15 protein-coding genes are annotated in these 16,942 nt (G+C 68.2%); 10 read left to right on the top strand and 5 right to left on the bottom strand.

Annotated elements, in window-relative coordinates; all coding sequences use genetic code 11:
* Positions 1-23 precede the first annotated feature (23 nt).
* The 4 genes from C8D93_RS13355 to ppk1 all read left to right on the top strand — a co-directional run bounded on the left by C8D93_RS13355 (position 24) and on the right by ppk1 (position 5,286).
* Entirely contained in the window at positions 24-821 is a 798-nt protein-coding gene (locus C8D93_RS13355) for an alpha/beta fold hydrolase (protein ID WP_110265800.1), read from the top strand.
* Positions 818-1,651: an EcsC family protein gene (locus tag C8D93_RS13350; RefSeq protein ID WP_110265697.1), complete on the top strand. Its 834-nt coding sequence runs from the start codon at positions 818-820 to the stop codon at positions 1,649-1,651. The genes C8D93_RS13355 and C8D93_RS13350 overlap by 4 nt, the downstream gene beginning before the upstream one ends.
* Before the next feature lie 135 nt (positions 1,652-1,786).
* A complete protein-coding gene (locus C8D93_RS13345; protein WP_211307341.1) occupies positions 1,787-3,112 on the top strand; it encodes an NAD(P)/FAD-dependent oxidoreductase in 1,326 nt (441 codons plus the stop codon).
* A gap of 71 nt (positions 3,113-3,183) precedes the next feature.
* Positions 3,184-5,286, top strand: coding sequence for a polyphosphate kinase 1 (gene ppk1 / locus C8D93_RS13340; protein ID WP_110265695.1), 2,103 nt, complete (start codon positions 3,184-3,186; stop codon positions 5,284-5,286).
* Between the two features lie 21 nt (positions 5,287-5,307).
* Here ppk1 and ppx read toward each other — a convergent pair whose 3' ends face one another.
* Positions 5,308-6,828: an exopolyphosphatase gene (gene ppx / locus C8D93_RS13335; protein ID WP_110265694.1), complete on the bottom strand. Its 1,521-nt coding sequence runs from the start codon at positions 6,826-6,828 to the stop codon at positions 5,308-5,310.
* Positions 6,829-7,081: 253 nt separating this feature from the next.
* Here ppx and C8D93_RS13330 point away from each other — a divergent pair, with 253 nt between their 5' ends.
* The 4 genes from C8D93_RS13330 to C8D93_RS13315 all read left to right on the top strand — a co-directional run bounded on the left by C8D93_RS13330 (position 7,082) and on the right by C8D93_RS13315 (position 9,317).
* The gene (locus C8D93_RS13330; protein ID WP_110265693.1) at positions 7,082-7,405 is read left to right on the top strand and encodes a c-type cytochrome; all 324 of its coding nucleotides are present in this window, start codon (positions 7,082-7,084) and stop codon (positions 7,403-7,405) included.
* 10 nt (positions 7,406-7,415) lie between these two features.
* Positions 7,416-7,754, top strand: a complete 339-nt coding sequence (locus C8D93_RS13325) for a c-type cytochrome (protein ID WP_110265692.1) — start codon at positions 7,416-7,418, stop codon at positions 7,752-7,754.
* 201 nt (positions 7,755-7,955) lie between these two features.
* Positions 7,956-8,555 (top strand): outer membrane beta-barrel protein, encoded by a 600-nt coding sequence (locus C8D93_RS13320; RefSeq protein WP_170124024.1) that lies wholly within the window; start codon positions 7,956-7,958, stop codon positions 8,553-8,555.
* Positions 8,556-8,726: 171 nt separating this feature from the next.
* Complete coding sequence (locus C8D93_RS13315) at positions 8,727-9,317, top strand: outer membrane beta-barrel protein (protein ID WP_110265690.1); 591 nt, start codon at positions 8,727-8,729, stop codon at positions 9,315-9,317.
* A gap of 70 nt (positions 9,318-9,387) precedes the next feature.
* On the opposite strand, the gene rpoD is transcribed toward C8D93_RS13315, so the two are convergent.
* The 4 genes from rpoD to rpsU all read right to left on the bottom strand — a co-directional run bounded on the left by rpoD (position 9,388) and on the right by rpsU (position 13,957).
* A complete protein-coding gene (gene rpoD, locus C8D93_RS13310) occupies positions 9,388-11,295 on the bottom strand; it encodes an RNA polymerase sigma factor RpoD (RefSeq protein WP_110265689.1) in 1,908 nt (635 codons plus the stop codon).
* A gap of 61 nt (positions 11,296-11,356) precedes the next feature.
* The gene (gene dnaG / locus C8D93_RS13305; RefSeq protein WP_110265688.1) at positions 11,357-13,135 is read right to left on the bottom strand and encodes a DNA primase; all 1,779 of its coding nucleotides are present in this window, start codon (positions 13,133-13,135) and stop codon (positions 11,357-11,359) included.
* Between the two features lie 63 nt (positions 13,136-13,198).
* On the bottom strand, positions 13,199-13,645 hold the full coding sequence (locus C8D93_RS13300) for a GatB/YqeY domain-containing protein (RefSeq protein WP_110265687.1): 447 nt from the start codon (positions 13,643-13,645) through the stop codon (positions 13,199-13,201).
* A gap of 96 nt (positions 13,646-13,741) precedes the next feature.
* Positions 13,742-13,957, bottom strand: a complete 216-nt coding sequence (gene rpsU / locus C8D93_RS13295) for a 30S ribosomal protein S21 (RefSeq protein WP_110265686.1) — start codon at positions 13,955-13,957, stop codon at positions 13,742-13,744.
* Positions 13,958-14,127: 170 nt separating this feature from the next.
* On the opposite strand from rpsU, the gene C8D93_RS13290 reads away from it, so the two are divergent.
* Positions 14,128-15,849 (top strand): sensor domain-containing diguanylate cyclase, encoded by a 1,722-nt coding sequence (locus C8D93_RS13290; protein WP_110265685.1) that lies wholly within the window; start codon positions 14,128-14,130, stop codon positions 15,847-15,849.
* Between the two features lie 50 nt (positions 15,850-15,899).
* Positions 15,900-16,928: a tRNA (adenosine(37)-N6)-threonylcarbamoyltransferase complex transferase subunit TsaD gene (tsaD, locus tag C8D93_RS13285; protein WP_110265684.1), complete on the top strand. Its 1,029-nt coding sequence runs from the start codon at positions 15,900-15,902 to the stop codon at positions 16,926-16,928.
* Positions 16,929-16,942: the final 14 nt, after the last annotated feature.

Here is a 16,942-nt window from a genome sequence, read left to right as displayed (position 1 = left end):
CGGGTGTCAGCGAGGAGGACGGGATGCCGCACGCACGGATCAACGGCCAGAACCTGTACTTCGAGGACAGCGGCGGCAGCGGCCTGCCGGTGATTCTCGGGCACGGCTTCTTGATGGATCACGAGATGTTCGCGCCGCAGGTCGAGGTTCTGGCCGGCGAGTTCCGCGTGATCACCTGGGACGAGCGCGGCTTCGGCCTGACCGAGTTCGACGGACAGCCGTTCAGCTACTGGGATTCGGCCCGCGACTGTCTGGGGCTGATGGATCATCTGGGACTCGAGCGCGCCGTCGTCGGCGGCATGTCGCAGGGTGGCTACCTGTCGCTGCGGCTCGCGCTGAGCGCGCCGGAGCGCGTGCTCGGCCTCGTGCTGATCGACACGCAGGCCGCGGCGGAGCATGACGACAAGCGGGCCGCCTACCGGCAGATGCTCGACGCCTGGGCCGAGCACGGACCGGTCGACCCGCTCGCGCAGACGATTGCCACGATCATCATCGACGAGCCTGCCGAGAACGCGCGCTGGATCGCCAAGTGGCGCGCGCGGCCGAAGGCGCTGATCCGCGAGCCCGGCCGCTGCCTGCTCGAGCGCGACGACATCAGTCCGCGTTTGTCCGAAATCACCTGTCCGGCGATCGTCATCCACGGTACCCGCGACAGCGCGATCGGCATGGAGGCCGCGCAGGCGCTGGCCGACGGCCTGGGTGGCTGCGACGGTGTGGTCGCCGTCGATGGCGCCGCCCATGCCGCGAACCTCACGCATCCCGACCAGGTCAATCCGCCGTTGCAGGCCTTCCTGCGCCGGCTCGCCGCAGCGCAACCATGAGCGAAACCCCGCCGATCGACGACTACGCCTGGGCGCGCCGCGCCGAGATCGAGCGCTGGCTGGCGGCGCCGCCGGACTGGGGCACCCGGGTCATGTCGCGGCCGGGGCAGGTCGCGGCCAAGGCAGCGCAGCGACTGGTTCCGGTGGAGGTACTGCGGGCGAGTCTGCGCGCGCTCGATCGCACCGCGGGGCGCTTTTCCGGGCCGCGCGACATCCTGCGCTGGGCCGGCGCCGAGCACGTCGCCGACATCGCCGGGTTCGGGCTGCAGCGCTGCGACGAGCTGGCCTTGCGCGTCGAGCGTCGGGCAATGGCGCTGGGCGGCGGCAGCGGCGCTGCCTTCGGCATCGGTGGCGCCGCCGGCATGGTCGCCGACGTGCCGACGCTGCTGACGCTGGCACTGCGCACGATCCATCGCAGCGCCTACTGCTACGGCGAGGACTGGCACGCCGAAGGCGGGCTGTCGATCGGCGTCTTCGCGCTGGCCTCGGCCAACAGCTTCGAGGAGAAGCAGCAGGCCTGGGAGGCGCTCAGGCGCGACGTGCCGATGCTCGACGCGGCTTGGCGCGACGGTGTCGAGCGCGTCGCCGAACGCGAGCTGGCCAAGGACGCCGCGCAGTTCAGCCTCAAGACCTTGTCCGGGCGCATCGGCCTGCACCTGGGCACGCGCAAGGCGGCCGGCGTGGCGCCGGTGATCGGTGCGGTGATCGGCGGCGTGATCAATGCCGGGTACATCCGCGACATCGCCCGCGTCGCGCGCTATGTGCTGCAGGACCGCTGGATGCGTCGCCGCTTGCCGCAGCTCGAGGACGAGGTCGAGCGCACGCGCTGACCGGCGGCGCGCGGAGGCCGCGCCGCGAGCGCTGCTAGCGCTGCTAACAGGCGGCTGTGATTGCGTTCCACCGGGGCCGGCCCTAGGCTTTTGTGCGCTGCAACATCGCAGCGATGCCTACGGGATGCTCCGCATTTGGACGCGCAACACCATGTGGTCATCGTCGGCGGCGGCTTCGCCGGCCTGCACGCGGCCCTGCGGCTCGGTCGCGCCGGCTGCCGCGTGACGCTGCTCGACAAGCGCAACTTCCAGCTGTTCCAGCCGCTGCTGTACCAGGTGGCGACCGGCGCGATCCCGCCGGGCGACATCGCCATCCCGCACCGCGTCGTGCTGCGGCGGCGGCGCAACGTCACCTGCCTGACCTCGGCGGTCTACGAACTCGATCCGCAGGCGCGGCGGCTGCACCATGAGCACGGCACGCTGGCGTACGACACGCTGATCGTCGCGACCGGCGTCAAGCACCACTACTTCGGACGCGACTCGTGGTCGGCGTTCGCGCCGGGCCTCAAGACGGTCGAGCATGCCCTGGAAATCCGCCGCAAGCTGTTCCAGGCCTTCGAGCGCGCCGAGGCGACGGACGATGCGGCCGAGCGGGCAAGACTGCTGCGCTTCGTCATCGTCGGTGCCGGGCCGACCGGCGTCGAACTCGCCGGCGCGCTCGGCGAACTCGCGCACAAGACCATGGTGCGGGACTTCCGCCGTATCGATCCGCGCAGTGCCCAGATCCTGCTGGTGGAAGGGGCCGACGAGGTCCTGCCCGTCTACGCGCCGAAGCTGCGCACCGCGGCCCGCCGGCATCTCGAGGAACTGGGCGTCACCGTGCGCACCGGCACCAAGGTCGAGGAGATCGGGCCGGATTTCGTGCGCATGCGGCGCGGCAGCGAGGACGCCGAGCGGGTCGAGACGGCGACGGTGCTGTGGGCCGCCGGCGTCAAGGCCTCGTACTTCGGCGAAATTCTCGCCGAGCGCACCGGCGTGCTGCTGGACCGCGGCGGTCGCGTGAAGGTCGAGGCCGACTGCTCGCTGCCGGGGCACCCGGAGATCTTCGTGATCGGCGATCTGGCGCGGCTCACCGATGCGCGCGGGCGCGAGGTGCCCGGCCTTGCGCCGGCCGCGATCCAGCAGGGGCGCTACGTCGCCGGCGTGATCCGTGCGCGGCTGCGCAACCGGCCGGCGCCGGCGGCGTTCCGCTACCGCGATCTGGGTTCGATGGCGGTCATCGGCATGAACAAGGCCGTCGGCGACCTGCGCGTGATGCGCGTTTCCGGCGTCCTCGCCTGGTTCGTCTGGGCCTTCGTGCACATCATGTCGCTGATCGATGCCGAGCAGCGCGTGCGCGTGTTCCTGCAGTGGGCGTGGAAGTACTTCACGCGCAAGGAGGGCGACCGGCTGATCACCGGCGCGCCGCCGAAGACGCGTGCACTGCGCCTGGAACGCGAACAGGCCGCGACCGGTCGCTGAGCGCGGGGCTGTCACCTTTCGGCCACCGGGCTGTCATAGACTGACAGACCGTTCGTGACCGGGTGTCGAGGATGACCAAGGAACCACCGGCGCTGCCGGACCTTTCCGAGCAGGGATTTGCGCCCGCCGACCTGTTCCTGAACCGCGAGCTGAGCCTGCTCGAGTTCAACCGGCGCGTGCTCGAGCAGGCGCTCGACGAATCCGTGCCGCTGCTGGAGCGGCTCAAGTTCCTGTGCATCGCCAGCGCGAATCTCGACGAGTTCTTCGAGATCCGCGTCGCCGGCGTGCAGCAGATGGCCGAACTCAACCCGCTGCAGCGCGGCGCCGACGGCATGACGCCGGCCGAGACCCTGGCGGCGATCAGCAAGCGCGCGCACGAGCTGGTCGACGCCCAGTACCGGCTGTTCAACGACGTCATCATCCCGGCGCTCGATCGCGAGCGCATCCGCTTCGTGCGCCGCTCCGAATGGTCGACGGAGCAGGATGCCTGGCTGAAGAACTACTTCCACAACGAGCTGATGCCGGTGCTCTCGCCGATCGGCCTCGACCCGGCGCATCCGTTTCCGCGCATCCTCAACAAGTCCCTGAACTTCATCGTGCAGCTGTCGGGCAAGGACGCGTTCGGGCGCAACACCGGCTTCGCCATCGTGCAGGCGCCGCGCGCGCTGCCGCGGCTGATCCAGATTCCGCCCGAGGTGCCGGGAACCGGGCCGCACGACTTCGTGTTCCTGTCGAGCGTCATCCATGCCTACGTCGACGACCTGTTCCCGGGCATGGAGGCGACCGGCAGCTACCAGTTCCGCCTGACCCGCAACTCCGACCTGCTGGTCGACGAGGAAGAGGTCAAGGACCTGATGGAGGCGCTCGAAGGCGAGCTGTCGCAGCGGCAGTGGGGCGACATCGTGCGCCTCGAGGTCGCGCACAACTGTCCCGAGCATCTCTGGCAGTACCTGATGGACGTCGCGCAGCTCACGCCCGCCGACGTCTACCAGGTCAACGGCCCGGTGAACCTGCACCGCCTGATGACGATTCCGGACATGGTCGACCGGCCGGAACTCAAGTATCCCCCGTACACGCCGCGCATCCCCAAGGCCTTCGCCGGCCCCGACGTGTTCGCGGCGATCCGCGAACGCGACCAGCTGCTGCAGCACCCGTACGAGTCGTTCATGCCGGTCGTGGATTTCCTGCGCCACGCGGCGCGCGATCCGCGCGTGCTGGCGATCAAGCAGACGCTGTACCGCACCGGCGACAAGTCGGCCGTGGCCGAAGCGCTGATCGAGGCGGCGCGCAACGGCAAGGAGGTCACCGTCGTCGTCGAGCTGCGCGCGCGCTTCGACGAGGAAGCCAATATCGACCTTGCCGAACAGCTGCAGGAGGTGGGCGCACACGTGGTCTACGGCGTCGTCGGCTACAAGACGCACGCGAAGATGTGCCTGGTCGTGCGCCGCGAGGACGCCACCAGCGTCGGCGGCTCGACGCTGCGCTATTACGCACACCTGGGCACCGGCAACTACCACCCGCGCACCGCGCGCATCTATACCGACTACGGCCTGTTCACCGCCGATTCGCAGATCTGCAAGGACGTGCACGCCGTCTTCCTGCAGCTCACCAGTCTGGGCAAGGTCACCAAGCTGCACCGCCTGCTGCAGTCGCCGTTCTCTCTGGCCAGGCAACTGCAGTCGAAGATCGAGCGCGAGATCGCGCATGCGGTTGCAGGCCGGCCGGCGCGCATCATCGCCAAGATGAATGCGCTGGTGGAGTCGGAGACGATCCTCGCGCTGTACCGGGCATCGCGCGCCGGCGTGAAGGTCGACCTGATCGTGCGCGGCATGTGTTCGCTGCGTCCGGGCGTGAAGGACCTCTCCGAGAACATCCACGTGCGCTCGATCATCGGTCGCTTCCTCGAGCATCACCGCTGCTACTGGTTCGCCAACGACGGCGACGCCGAGCTGTACCTGTCGAGCGCGGACTGGATGGAGCGCAACCTGTTCCGCCGCGTCGAGGTGGCGTTTCCGGTGCTCGACAAGAAGCTGCGCGAGCGGGTGCTCGAACATCTGCACGCCTATCTCGCCGATACCGCCCAGAGCTGGGTGCTGCAGCCCGACGGCAGCTACCTGCGCCCAGCGCAGGACGGCAGCAAGCCGGTGCAGCTGCGCTTCATGGAAGAGGCCTGAAGCGCCTTCTTTGCGGCGGTCTCAGCTGGCGAGCTTCAGGCGCAGCTGCGCGCTCGCCAGCACTTCGGCTTCCCGCTCGAGATCGGCGAGCGTGAGCGGGTGCTTGTCGAGCCAGTGCTTCTGCGTGAACTGCAGCTCGTAGCCGCGTCGGTTCGCGGTCACGCGCACCGGCGGGCGCAGGTCGGGCGAGCGCGAGCGGTGCAGCAGGTAGGCCAGACGCAGGATCATCGCCATGCGCTTGACCGGCTCGACCCAGATCGTCGGCAGCTCGTCGAGCGTCTCCAGTGCGAAGCGGCCGCGATGCAGGCGGACCAGCGCCGCCAGCAGCTTCTGCTCGGTCTGCGAGAAGCCCTGCAGGTCGCTGTTGCGCAGGATGTAGTGGCTGTGCTTGTGGTAACCGTTGTGCGTGATCACCAGCCCCACCTCGTGCAGTTGCGCGGCCCAGTGCAGGAACTGGCGTGCCACGCGCATGTCGAGGTTCCAGCTGCGGCCGGCCTGATCGAGGATCTTCAGCGCCGTGCGCGACAGCTCCCCGGCATGACGGACGTCGACCGCATAGCGCGCCGCCATTGCCTGCACCGACTCGTCGCGCACGTCGTGGTTCGACAGGCGGCCGAGCAGGTCGTAGATCAGGCCCTCGCGCAGCGCGCGTTCCGAGGTCTCCATCGCCTCGATGCCGAGCGTGTCGAAGATGCCGGCCAGCACGGCGAGTCCGCCGATGAACACCGGTCGGCGATCCTCGCGCAGGTCGGGAAAGTCGATCTGGTCGACGTGACGGCGCTGCAGGACGAGGTCGATCGTCTTCTCCAGCCCCTCGCGGGTGATGTGCTGCCGGCTCCAGCCCTGACCCATGATCACGCGCCAGATACCGCGGATCGTGCCGCTCGAACCGATGGCGACGTCCCAGCCGGCGCGGCGGTAGGGCCGCTCGAGAAATTCGAGCTCGACACGCGCGGCGAGGCGGGCCCGCTTGAAGCGCGCCGCCGAGATCTCGCCGTCCTCGAAGAAGCGCTGCGTGTGCACGACGCAGCCCAGCGAAACCGATTCCATCAGGCGCGGCTCGCTGCGACGGCCGATGATCAGCTCGGTACTGCCGCCGCCGATGTCGACGACGAGGCGGCGTGCCTGCTCGGCGCGCATGCCGTGGGTGACGCCGCCGTAGACCAGCCGCGCCTCCTCCATGCCCGAGATGATCTCGATCTCGTGGCCGAGCGCCGCCTCCGCGGCGGCGTGGAAATCGCGACTGTTGCGCAGCTTGCGCATCGTGTTGGTGCCCACCGCCCGCACCCGCTCGGCGGGGATGCCGCGCAGGCGTTGCCCGAAGCGTTGCAGGCAGGAGAGCGCCCGCATCGCGGCGTCCGGTTGCAGGCGCTTGTCGGCGTCCAGGCCGGAGGCCAGGCGCACGGGTTCGCGCAGGCGATCAATGACCTGCACCTCGGCGCCGTCGCTGCGCGCCACCATCATGTGGAAGCTGTTGGACCCCAGGTCAACCGCCGCAATCTCCTGGGAGGCGTCCGCCGCCGGCCGGATCACGGCACTCATCGCGGCCCTCGCGGCAGGCGGTCCGGGCCTTCGCAGGAAGAACCGGTGCCGGCACGGAGAAACGTGGGGACGGAAGGCATGCGAAACGCTGGCCGGATCACGGAGAACGGACGTGCAGGGCGGTGGCGCGAGGGTAGCAGCTTACGGCGGCACCGATCCCGGCAACGTACCGACGCGTTGACCCCGCGGGGCAATTCCCGGAACATATCGCGCCTTTGCTCAAGGCCCACCCGGTTTTCCTGGAGTCCCAGACATGAAGTTTGCGCGTTGGGGCGTACTTGCCCTTGCCGCCTCCCTGACCGCGCCCGCGGCGTTCGCGCAAGGCGATGCCGAGGCCGGTCGCGTCAAGTCCAGCACCTGCATGGGCTGCCACGGCATTCCCAAGTACAACAACGCCTACCCGACGTACCGCGTGCCCAAGCTCGGCGGCCAGCCGGCCGCGTATCTGGCATCGGCGTTGAAGGCCTACCGCAGCGGCGAGCGTCCGCACCCGACGATGCACGCGCAAGCGGCGAGCCTGTCCGACCAGGACATCGCCGACATTGCCGCGTTCCTGTCGTCGGCCCCCGCCAACTGAGGTCAGCTTCATGAAGCGCATCACCTGCATCGCCCTGCTCGCCCTGCTGCCGCTGGGCGCCTTCGCCCAGGCGCCGGAAAAGGCCGCGGCCTGCGCCGCCTGCCACGGGGAGGGCGGCGCCAAGCCGATCCTGCCGGAGTACCCGGTGCTGGCCGGACAATACGCGAACTACCTCGAGCACAGCCTGCGCGGCTATCGCGACGGCGAGCGCAAGAACGCGATCATGGCCGCACAGGCCGGCGCGCTCAGCGACGCGGACATCCGCGAGCTGTCGCGGTACTTCGCGGCCCAGCCCGGCCCGCTGTACACGCCGAGCGTTCACGCCGCGAGCGGGCCGTCCGCCGAGTAGGCAGCGCCGGCGCCCGTGGTTCGGAAAAGGCACGCATGGCGTGCCTTTTTTGTGGCCGTTGCCCGGCACTGCCGCCCGAAGGATGCGGTCGCTATACTCCGGCGGGCCTGAGGCGCGGCGCCGGAAGCCCGGCGCGGATACGAATAATCGGAGGACAACATGACACGGGTTGGGAGAGCAATCAGAGGCACGGTCCCGGCAATGCTGTTCGGCGGCCTGCTGGCGGCGTCGTCGGCCGCCACGGCGGCCGACATGGCCTACCTCGACATCTACTACATCGCGGACTCGACGCTGGAGTTCGACTTCGACGGTGCCGCTGCGGTCGAATCCGACGACGGGGACGGTTTCGGCGTCAAGCTTGCGGCGATGCTCGGCGAGAGCGTGTTCCTGTCGGGCGAATACCAGTCGACCGACAACGACTTTCCGACCGCCACGGCAACCGTCGAGACGACGCGGATCGGCCTCGGCTACAAGACGCCCTGGCCGCTCTACGGGCTGGTCGAGTATGTGCGCAACGATCTGGAAGTCGCGCAGACGCTGTTCTCCGGGGAAGGTGAGGAGAGCGGCTGGGGCGGGCATCTGGGCCTCAAGGCCGACCTCGCCCGCTTCGTCACCCTCGACGCGCGCGTCGGTTACCTCGACGTCGGCGACAGCGACGGCCTCGAGTACGTCGTGGGGCTGGGCTTCAATCTGGACCGCAGCTTCGGCCTGTTCGCCGACTACCGGGTCAGCCAGCTGGAGAACGACGACGGCGAGGCCACCGTCGAGGACGTTCGGGCAGGCATGCGCTTTCGCTTCTGAGTCGCACACCCCGCCGCCGTACCAGGAACCCCGCGCAAGCGGGGTTTCTGCTTTTACGGGGGTGCTTTCAGCGTGCAGCAATGTATCGGCAGGCTAGATGTGCGCCGCGACCCACCGCAGAGCAGGGGGCGCACGACTCAGGAACGTCCAGGACCCATCAGGAGAACGACCATGCGCATGCTTGAATCACTCTGTGCGGCGGCGGCCCTTGCCGCGCCGCTGACCGCGGCCGCCCAGGAGCTGTCATACAACTACGTGGAAGCCGGCTATGTGCAGGTCGAGCCCGATGAAGGCGACATCGAGTACGACGGATTTCGCGCCAAGGTTTCGGGGCAGATCGCCGAGCAGGCCTATCTGTTCGCCAGCTACGGCGAGATCGAGAGCGACGAATTTCTCGGCGGTGCGACGCTCGAGCAGGAAGTGATCACGGCGGGGCTCGGCTACCGGATCCCGCTGGCACCCGTGACCGACCTGACCGCCGAAGCGGCGTTCGTGAGCGTCGAATTCAGTTCCGACGGAACGATTGCCGACGGCAGCGAGGACGACACCGGCTACGGCCTGGGTCTGGGACTGCGGCACCTGTTCACGCCCTATGTCGAGGGCGCGGTGAACGTCGACTACGTCGATGTCTTCGACGAGGACGAGACCACGCTGACCCTGTCCGGGCTGTTCCACCTGACGCCGGCCCTGTCGCTGGGCGCGGGCTACTCGATCAGCGACGATGCCGACGGCTGGACGGTGGGCGGACGGTTCAACTTCTGAGCCCCGTCCGATCCCGCAAATGAAAAAGCCCCGCATTGCGGGGCTTTCTCGTTGCATCCGAGAGCGAAGCTCACTCTTCCAGGAAGCTGCGCAGGTAGTTGGCGCGGCTCGGGTGGCGCAGCTTGCGCAAGGCCTTGGCCTCTATCTGACGGATGCGCTCGCGGGTGACGTCGAACTGCTTGCCGACTTCCTCGAGGGTGTGGTCGGTGGTCATGTCGATGCCGAAGCGCATACGCAGCACCTTGGCCTCGCGCGGCGTCAGGCTGGCGAGGATCTGGTGCGTGGCCTCGGCGAGCGAGCGCGAGGTGGCGTCCTCGAGCGGCGAGACGGCCGAGGAGTCCTCGATGAAGTCGCCGAGGTGCGAATCCTCGTCGTCGCCGATCGGCGTTTCCATCGAGATCGGTTCCTTGGCGATCTTGAGCACCTTGCGGATCTTGTCCTCCGGCATCTCCATCTTCTTCGCCAGCTCTTCGGGCGTCGGCTCGCGGCCCATCTCCTGCAGCATCTGCCGCGAGATGCGGTTGAGCTTGTTGATCGTCTCGATCATGTGCACCGGGATGCGGATGGTGCGTGCCTGGTCGGCGATCGAGCGCGTGATGGCCTGGCGGATCCACCATGTGGCGTAGGTCGAGAACTTGAAGCCGCGGCGGAACTCGAACTTATCGACCGCCTTCATCAGGCCGATGTTGCCTTCCTGGATCAGGTCGAGGAACTGCAGGCCGCGGTTGGTGTACTTCTTGGCGATCGAGATCACCAGGCGCAGGTTGGCCTCGACCATCTCCTTCTTCGCGCGGCGGGCCTTGGCCTCGCCGACGTTCACGCGGCGGTTGATGTCCTTGATCTCGTCGAGGGAGAGCAGGTTGTCGCCCTCCATCTTCTTGAGCGTCTCCTGCAGCGCGAAGATCTCGTCCTTGCGGTTGTTCAGCTCGGAGGAGTACTTGCGCTTGGCGCGGATCGCCTTGTTGATCCAGTCCGGATTGGTGGCAGCGCCGGCCTCGCGGTAGGACTTGAGGAACTCGTCGCGTCCCATGCCGGCGTCGACCACGCAGATGCGCATGATCTGGCGCTCGGTGCGGCGGATCAGGTCGATCTTCGCGCGCAGGTTGCGCGTGATCTCGTCGACGATCTTCGGCGAGAGCTTGAAGGTCATGATGTGGTGGGCCACGGCCTCGCGCTTTTCCTGCGTCTTCTTGTCGTGGCTGCCGCGCTTGAGCAGCGCGTCCCAGGCCTTGTCGTAGAGCTTCTGCAGCTCGGCGAAGGCCTCGGCGGTGAGCACCGGGTCCGGTCCGGTGTCGACGGTTTCCTCTTCGTCGCCGTCACCGTCGTCGTCATCGTCGTCGTCGTTGTCGTCGGCGGACGGCGGCGGGGCCGGCGGCGGAATCTCGTCGGGTGCGTTCGGGTCGAAGAAGCCGGTGATGATGTCACCCAGCCGCTTGTTGCCCTGCTTGTAGTTCTCGAAGGCCTCGAGCAGGATCGCGACCGTTTCCGGGTACTGCGCCATCGCGAACATGGCCTCGTTGAGGCCTTCCTCGATGCGCTTGGCGATGCGGATCTCGCCCTCGCGGTCGAGCAGTTCCACCGAGCCCATCTCGCGCATGTACATGCGCACCGGGTCGGTAGTGCGACCGAACTGGTCGTCGAGCGCGGCGATTGCGGCGGCGGCTTCCTCGGCGGCCTCTTCCTCTTCCTCGTTGGTCGCGACGACCGCCGGTTCCGAGAACAGCTGCTGATCCTCTTCCGGGGCTTCCTCGTGGACCGGGATGCCCATCGCCTGGATCATGCTGATGATGTCTTCGATCTGCTCGGTATCGACGATTTCCGGCAGATGGTCGGCGACCTCGGCGTAGGTCAGGTAGGCCTTTTCCTTGCCGAGCGCGATCAGCACCTTGATCTGGGACTGCTTCTGCGCCTGCTTGTCGCTCAGAAGCGCCTTTTCGTGCTTGTCGCTGTTGCCCGCCTTGTCGCTGTTCGTTGCCATGCAGATCTCGTGTGACGACGCCCCGGCATCAGACCGGCGCAAAGAACCCCGTATTATACCCTCAACCGCCCTCCGCGGGCGATGTTTTGACCGATTCGCGCCCAGTCCGGTTGCCGATCTGTCGCGTGATCGCATCGATTTCGCGCGTCTCGGCCTCGCTGAGACTGCGCAGCCGCGCCTGCGCCAGCAGCTCCTGTACCCGTGCGCGCAGCGCCTTGTCGCGCAGCCGCGCCAGCCCGTCGAGAAATTCGGCCTCGATCGCCGCATCGTCGAGCGCGACGCTGCCCTGCGCCAGCAGACGGCCGACGGCCCGGCCGCGTGGCTGGTCCTTCCACGCCTCCAGCAACTGCGCCGCGTGCGCGTCCGGATGGGTGTGGAACCAGTCCACCGCTTCGATCAGCACGTCGATTCCGGGAGCGCCGGCCTGCAGCAGCAGCGGAATGTTGTCGACACGCTCCGCCAGATCGGGGCGTTCCAGCAGCAACTGCAGCAGGCGCCGCACCGGACGGGCGGCTCCGGGTGGCACCGCTTCGACTGGGCCGGTTGCCGCCGACGCCATGGGTTGCGGCGGCTCCTTGCGCATCGCGGCGTCCACGTCGCCGCGACCCATGCGTGCGAGCCGGGCCAGTTCGTCGAGCATCAGGGTGCGCAGCGGCCCCTCGCGCAGCTTTTCCAGGTGTGGCCGCGCCAGGGCAATCAGGCGCGCGCGCCCTTCGAGCGTGCCGAGGTTGACCTGCCTGCCCAGCTCGCCGAGCAGGAACTGCGACAGCGGCTGCGCCTGGCCGATGCGGGACCGGAACGCCTCGGCGCCCTCGGCCTGCACCAGCGTGTCCGGATCGTGGCCGTCGGGCAGGAACATGAAGGCGCATTCGCGGCCTTCAAGGCTTTCCGGCAGCGCCTGCTCAAGCGCGCGCCAGGCGGCGGAGCGACCGGCGCGGTCGCCGTCGAAGCAGAACACGACCTTGCTCGTGGACTTGAACAGCAGTTGCAGGTGCTCGCGCGTGGTGGCGGTGCCCAGGGTCGCGACCGCCTCGTGAATGCCGTGCTGCGAGAGCATCACCACGTCCATGTAGCCTTCGACCACCAGCAGGTACGGAAGTGCGGCGGTGCTCGCCTGCCTGGCCTCGTACAGGCCATAGAGATTGCGGCCCTTGTGGAACAGGGGCGTTTCCGGGGAGTTCAGATACTTGGCCGGGTCGTTGCCGAGTGTGCGACCGCCGAAGCCGATCACGCGGCCGCGGGTATCGCGGATCGGGAAGGTGACGCGGTTGCGAAAGCGGTCGTAGGCGCCTCCCTGCTCCTTCTCGATCAGCAGGCCGGCGTCGATCGCGTGGCGCGTGTCCTTGAGAAAGCGGGTGAGGTGGTCCCAGCCGTCGGGCGCGAAGCCGATGCCGAAGTGCTTGGCCGTGTCGCCGGAGACGCCACGTTTCTTGAGGTACTCGATCGCCTGCGGCGCCTCGCGCAGGCGCTCGCGGAAGAAGCGCTGCGCGGCGGCGAGTGCGTCGAGCGGTCCGTCCATCACCACGCGGGCGTCCTGTCCGCCTTCGCGCGGCACCTCGATGCCGGCGCGCTGCGCCAGATCCTCGACCGCCTCGACGAAACTCAGGCGGTCGTACTCCATTAGAAAGCCGATGGCGTTGCCGTTCTTGCCCGAGCTGAAGTCGAAGAACATCTGCTTGTTCGGGTTCACGTAGAACGAGGGGGTCTTCTCGTTGGTGAACGGCGACAGGCCGCGCAACTCGCGTCCGGCGCGCTTGAGCTCGATGCGCGCGCCGATCAGCTCGACGATATCGGTGCGTGCGAGCAGGTCGTGGATGAAGGCGTCGGGGATGCGGGACATTTGTCGTCCTGACAAGCCGCCGCCATCCATGGCGGCGACTTTCAAAACAAGCGGAGCCCCAATCTACCCGAGTTTCGCTTTGATCAGGCCCGACAGCTTGCCCATGTCGGTGCGACCCTGGGCCTTGGGCTTGATCCAGCCCATGACCTTGCCCATGTCCTTGCCGCCCGCGGCGCCGGTCTCGGCAATGGCCTGGTCGATCAGCGCGGCGACCTCGGTTTCGCTGAGCTGTTGCGGCAGGTAGTCGAGCAGTACGGCGATCTCGGCGGCTTCCTTGTCGGCGAGATCGGTGCGATTGGCGTTGCGGAACTGCGACTCCGAGTCACGACGCTGCTTGACCATCTTCTCGACGGCCGCGTGGATCACGGCCTCGGTCAGCTCGACGGCATCGACGACCTCGCGCTGCTTGAGCTCGGCCTGCAGCATGCGCAGGACCGACAGGCGCGGCTTGTCGCCGGCGCGCATCGCGGTCTTCACGTCTTCGGTGATGCGGGTCTTGAGGTCGCTCATCGCTTTATCTCCACAAACACAAAACGCGGCCCGAAGCCGCGTGTTGTTCTTGTCTGAACCGTCGCGGCCGGTGGCCGCAACGGGGCAGGACGCCGATCAGAACAGGCGAATCCGCCGGTTCGATTCGCGCTGGACCTTCTTTGCCTGGCGCTTGACCGCGGCAGCGCGCTTGCGCTTGCGCTCCTGGCTCGGCTTCTCGTAGTACTCGTGCTTGCGCAGGTCGGTCAGGACGCCGGCCTTTTCGCAGGTGCGCTTGAAACGGCGCACGGCCACTTCGAAAGGCTCGTTCTCGCGAACGCGGACAGAAGGCATAAACGCTTACTCGCTTTGTGATCGGGCAGGGCCATTCGACCCAAAAAGGGCCGCGATTCTAGCGGGATCGCCAAGACGGTGCAATACGGCCCCGGCGGGTCGTGCACGGCGACGCTGGCTGTCGCCCGCCAGTCGTGATTGACTGTCGGCCTGTTCCGGGCGAACCCGCCGTGATAGCGACCTACGACAACACCCTGGTGCTGCTTTCCATCGTCGTCGCGACGATGGCGTCGTACACGGCCCTCGATCTGGCGGGTCGCGTCACCCACAGCAGCGGCCGGACCGCGACACTGTGGCTGCTCGGCGGTTCGGCCGCGATGGGGGCCGGCATCTGGTCGATGCATTTCATCGGCATGCTGGCGTTCGAGCTGCCGATCCCGGTCTTCTATGACGGCTGGATCACCGCCGCCTCCCTGCTGATCGCGGTGGTGACTTCCGGCTACGCACTGAGTGTCGCCAGCCGCCGCGTGCTCGGCGCGCTGAGTCTGCTCGGCGCCGGGATCATCATGGGCGGCGGCATCGCCGCGATGCACTACGCCGGCATGGCGGCGATGCGCATGTCACCACCGATCGAATACGACCCGGGATGGTTCGCCGCGTCGATCGGCATCGCGATCGCCGCGGCCACCGCGGCGCTGTGGCTGGCGTTCACCCTGCGCTCGACGACTTCGCATCTCGCCGTGGCCGGCAAGCTGGTCAGCGCGCTGGTCATGGGCTGCGCTATCGCCGGCATGCACTACACCGGCATGGCGGCAGCGAACTTCGCCGAAGGCAGCACCTGCCTGGTGGCGGGGGGCGGTCTCGGCCTGAGTCCCGAGGGGCTGGCGGCCGCGCTGGGCAGCGTGATCCTGAGCCTGCTGATCGCCACGCTGGTGGCGTCCTCGCTCGACCGCCGGCTGGCGACGCGGACCGCCCGCATGCTGGGGGAGGTCGAACAGGCAAATGCCGCACTGCTGGCTGCCCAGGAATCGCTGCGCGAGAGCGAGGAGCGGTTCCGCTCCGCCTTCGAGTCGGCGACGATCGGCATGGGTTTGGTGTCGCTGGACGGGCACTGGCTGCGCGTCAACGGCTCGCTGTGCCGGATCTTCGGTTACCCGGAGTCGGAGTTGCTCAGCGCCGACTACCAGAGCATCTCGCACCCCGAGGATCTGCAGGCGGATACCGAGCAGGTGCGGCGCCTGGCCAACGGCGAGCTGCAGTCCTACCAGATGGAGAAGCGCTACTTCCACAAGGACGGCCACGTCGTCTGGGTCAACCTGAGCGTTTCGGCGGTCCGGGACGCACGGGACGTACCGCGCCACTTCGTCGTCCAGATCGAGGACATCTCGGCGCGCAAGCAGGCCGAGGAGGCGCTGCAGAACATGCTGCGCGAACAGGCGCTGCGCGATCCGCTGACGGCGCTGTTCAATCGCCGCCACCTCGAAGACGCGGTCGAGCGCGAGTTCGCGCGTGCGCGCCGCAACGGCGAGCCGCTGGCGATCATCATGGTCGACATCGACCACTTCAAGTCGATCAACGACCGTTTCGGCCACGCCTGCGGCGACGCCGTGATCCGCCGCGTCGCCCAGTTGCTGGTCGGCGGTGTGCGTCGCAGCGACATCGCCTGCCGCTACGGCGGCGAAGAGTTCCTGCTGCTGCTGCCCGGGGCACCGGCATCGCGGGCACTCGAACTGGCGGAAGTGATCTGCCGGTCCGCCCGCGACCTGCATCACGACTGCGACGGTCGCAGCATCGGCGCGGTGACGGTGTCCTGCGGCATCGGCCTGTTCCCGGATCACGGCGCCACCGCCGAGGTGGTGATGAAGGCGGCGGACCGCGCGCTGTACCGCGCCAAAGAACAGGGGCGTGACCGCGTCGTGCTGGCCGAGTCGGCCATCCGCAGGCAGGGCTGAACGCGCCCGTCGCCGGCCGCCGTTGTTCCGGCAGGCCCTAGAATGCCCCCATGGCTGCCCCGATCCTCGGTATCGAGACCTCCTGCGACGAAACCGCTGCCGCGATCTACTGCGGCGAACGCGGCCTGCTCGCGCACGTGCTGCACAGCCAGGTGCGGCTGCACGCGGAGTACGGCGGGGTCGTGCCGGAACTGGCCTCGCGCGATCACGTCAGCCGCATCAACGGTCTGATTCGCGCGGCGCTGGGCGAGGCGGGCGTGAGCCCCGCGGATCTCGGCGGCGTGGCCTATACGGCCGGCCCCGGCCTGATCGGTGCACTGATGGTCGGTGCGTCGGTCGCCGCCGGCCTCGCCAGCGCGCTCGGTGTGCCGCTGATTCCGGTTCATCACATGGAGGCGCACCTGCTGGCGCCGATGCTCGAGGACCCGCCACCGCGCTTTCCGTTCCTCGCGCTGCTGGTGTCCGGCGGTCACACGATGCTGGTCGACGTCCGCGGGTACGGTGTGTACGCCCTGCTCGGCGAGAGCCTCGACGATGCCGTCGGCGAGGCCTTCGACAAGACGGCGAAGCTGCTCGGCCTGCCGTATCCGGGTGGGCCGGAACTGGCGAAGCTGGCCGAATCCGGTCGCGATGGCGTGTTCCGCTTTCCGCGTCCGATGACCGATCGCCCGGGCCTCGAGTTCAGTTTCAGCGGCTTGAAGACCGCGGTGCTGACCGCGCTGCCGCCCGACGCCGATGCGCAGACGCGGGCCGACCTCGCACGTGCTTTCGAAGAGGCAGTCACCGATACCCTGGTCATCAAGGTCGAGCGCGCCCTGCAGGCGGCAAAGCTCGACCGGTTGGTGGTGGCCGGCGGCGTCGGCGCCAACCGCCGGCTGCGCGCAAAACTGGCAGAGCGTGCACGGCACCTGGGTGTCGCGCTGCACTTTCCGCGACAGGCGTTCTGCACCGACAACGCGGCGATGGTCGCGTACGCCGGCTGGGTGCGGCGTCATGGCGGGCAGGCCGCGGGTGGCGCCCTGTTCACGACGCCGCGCTGGCCGCTGGATACCCTGACGCCGCCGCGCGCGGCAGCCTGACCCGAGCAGGAACC

Origin of the sequence: Sinimarinibacterium flocculans, assembly GCF_003201205.1 — a bacterium.
In the GTDB taxonomy this organism is placed as follows: Bacteria; Pseudomonadota; Gammaproteobacteria; order Nevskiales; family Nevskiaceae; genus Solimonas; species Solimonas flocculans.
Note: the sequence above shows the minus strand (reverse complement) of the source record. Positions and strands in the feature narration are given on the sequence as shown.

What these genes read in the sequence shown, in the direction of transcription:
- C8D93_RS13350 (WP_110265697.1), top strand. Translation starts at nt 818, where the DNA reads ATGAGCGAAACCCCGCCGATCGACGACTACGCCTGGGCGCGCCGCGCC.
- C8D93_RS13315 (WP_110265690.1), top strand. Translation starts at nt 8,727, where the DNA reads ATGCGCATGCTTGAATCACTCTGTGCGGCGGCGGCCCTTGCCGCGCCG.
- C8D93_RS13330 (WP_110265693.1), top strand. Translation starts at nt 7,082, where the DNA reads ATGAAGTTTGCGCGTTGGGGCGTACTTGCCCTTGCCGCCTCCCTGACC.
- rpsU (WP_110265686.1), bottom strand. Translation starts at nt 13,957, where the DNA reads ATGCCTTCTGTCCGCGTTCGCGAGAACGAGCCTTTCGAAGTGGCCGTG.
- C8D93_RS13300 (WP_110265687.1), bottom strand. Translation starts at nt 13,645, where the DNA reads ATGAGCGACCTCAAGACCCGCATCACCGAAGACGTGAAGACCGCGATG.
- ppx (WP_110265694.1), bottom strand. Translation starts at nt 6,828, where the DNA reads ATGAGTGCCGTGATCCGGCCGGCGGCGGACGCCTCCCAGGAGATTGCG.
- tsaD (WP_110265684.1), top strand. Translation starts at nt 15,900, where the DNA reads ATGGCTGCCCCGATCCTCGGTATCGAGACCTCCTGCGACGAAACCGCT.
- C8D93_RS13355 (WP_110265800.1), top strand. Translation starts at nt 24, where the DNA reads ATGCCGCACGCACGGATCAACGGCCAGAACCTGTACTTCGAGGACAGC.
- rpoD (WP_110265689.1), bottom strand. Translation starts at nt 11,295, where the DNA reads ATGGCAACGAACAGCGACAAGGCGGGCAACAGCGACAAGCACGAAAAG.
- C8D93_RS13320 (WP_170124024.1), top strand. Translation starts at nt 7,956, where the DNA reads ATGCTGTTCGGCGGCCTGCTGGCGGCGTCGTCGGCCGCCACGGCGGCC.
- C8D93_RS13325 (WP_110265692.1), top strand. Translation starts at nt 7,416, where the DNA reads ATGAAGCGCATCACCTGCATCGCCCTGCTCGCCCTGCTGCCGCTGGGC.
- ppk1 (WP_110265695.1), top strand. Translation starts at nt 3,184, where the DNA reads ATGACCAAGGAACCACCGGCGCTGCCGGACCTTTCCGAGCAGGGATTT.
- dnaG (WP_110265688.1), bottom strand. Translation starts at nt 13,135, where the DNA reads ATGTCCCGCATCCCCGACGCCTTCATCCACGACCTGCTCGCACGCACC.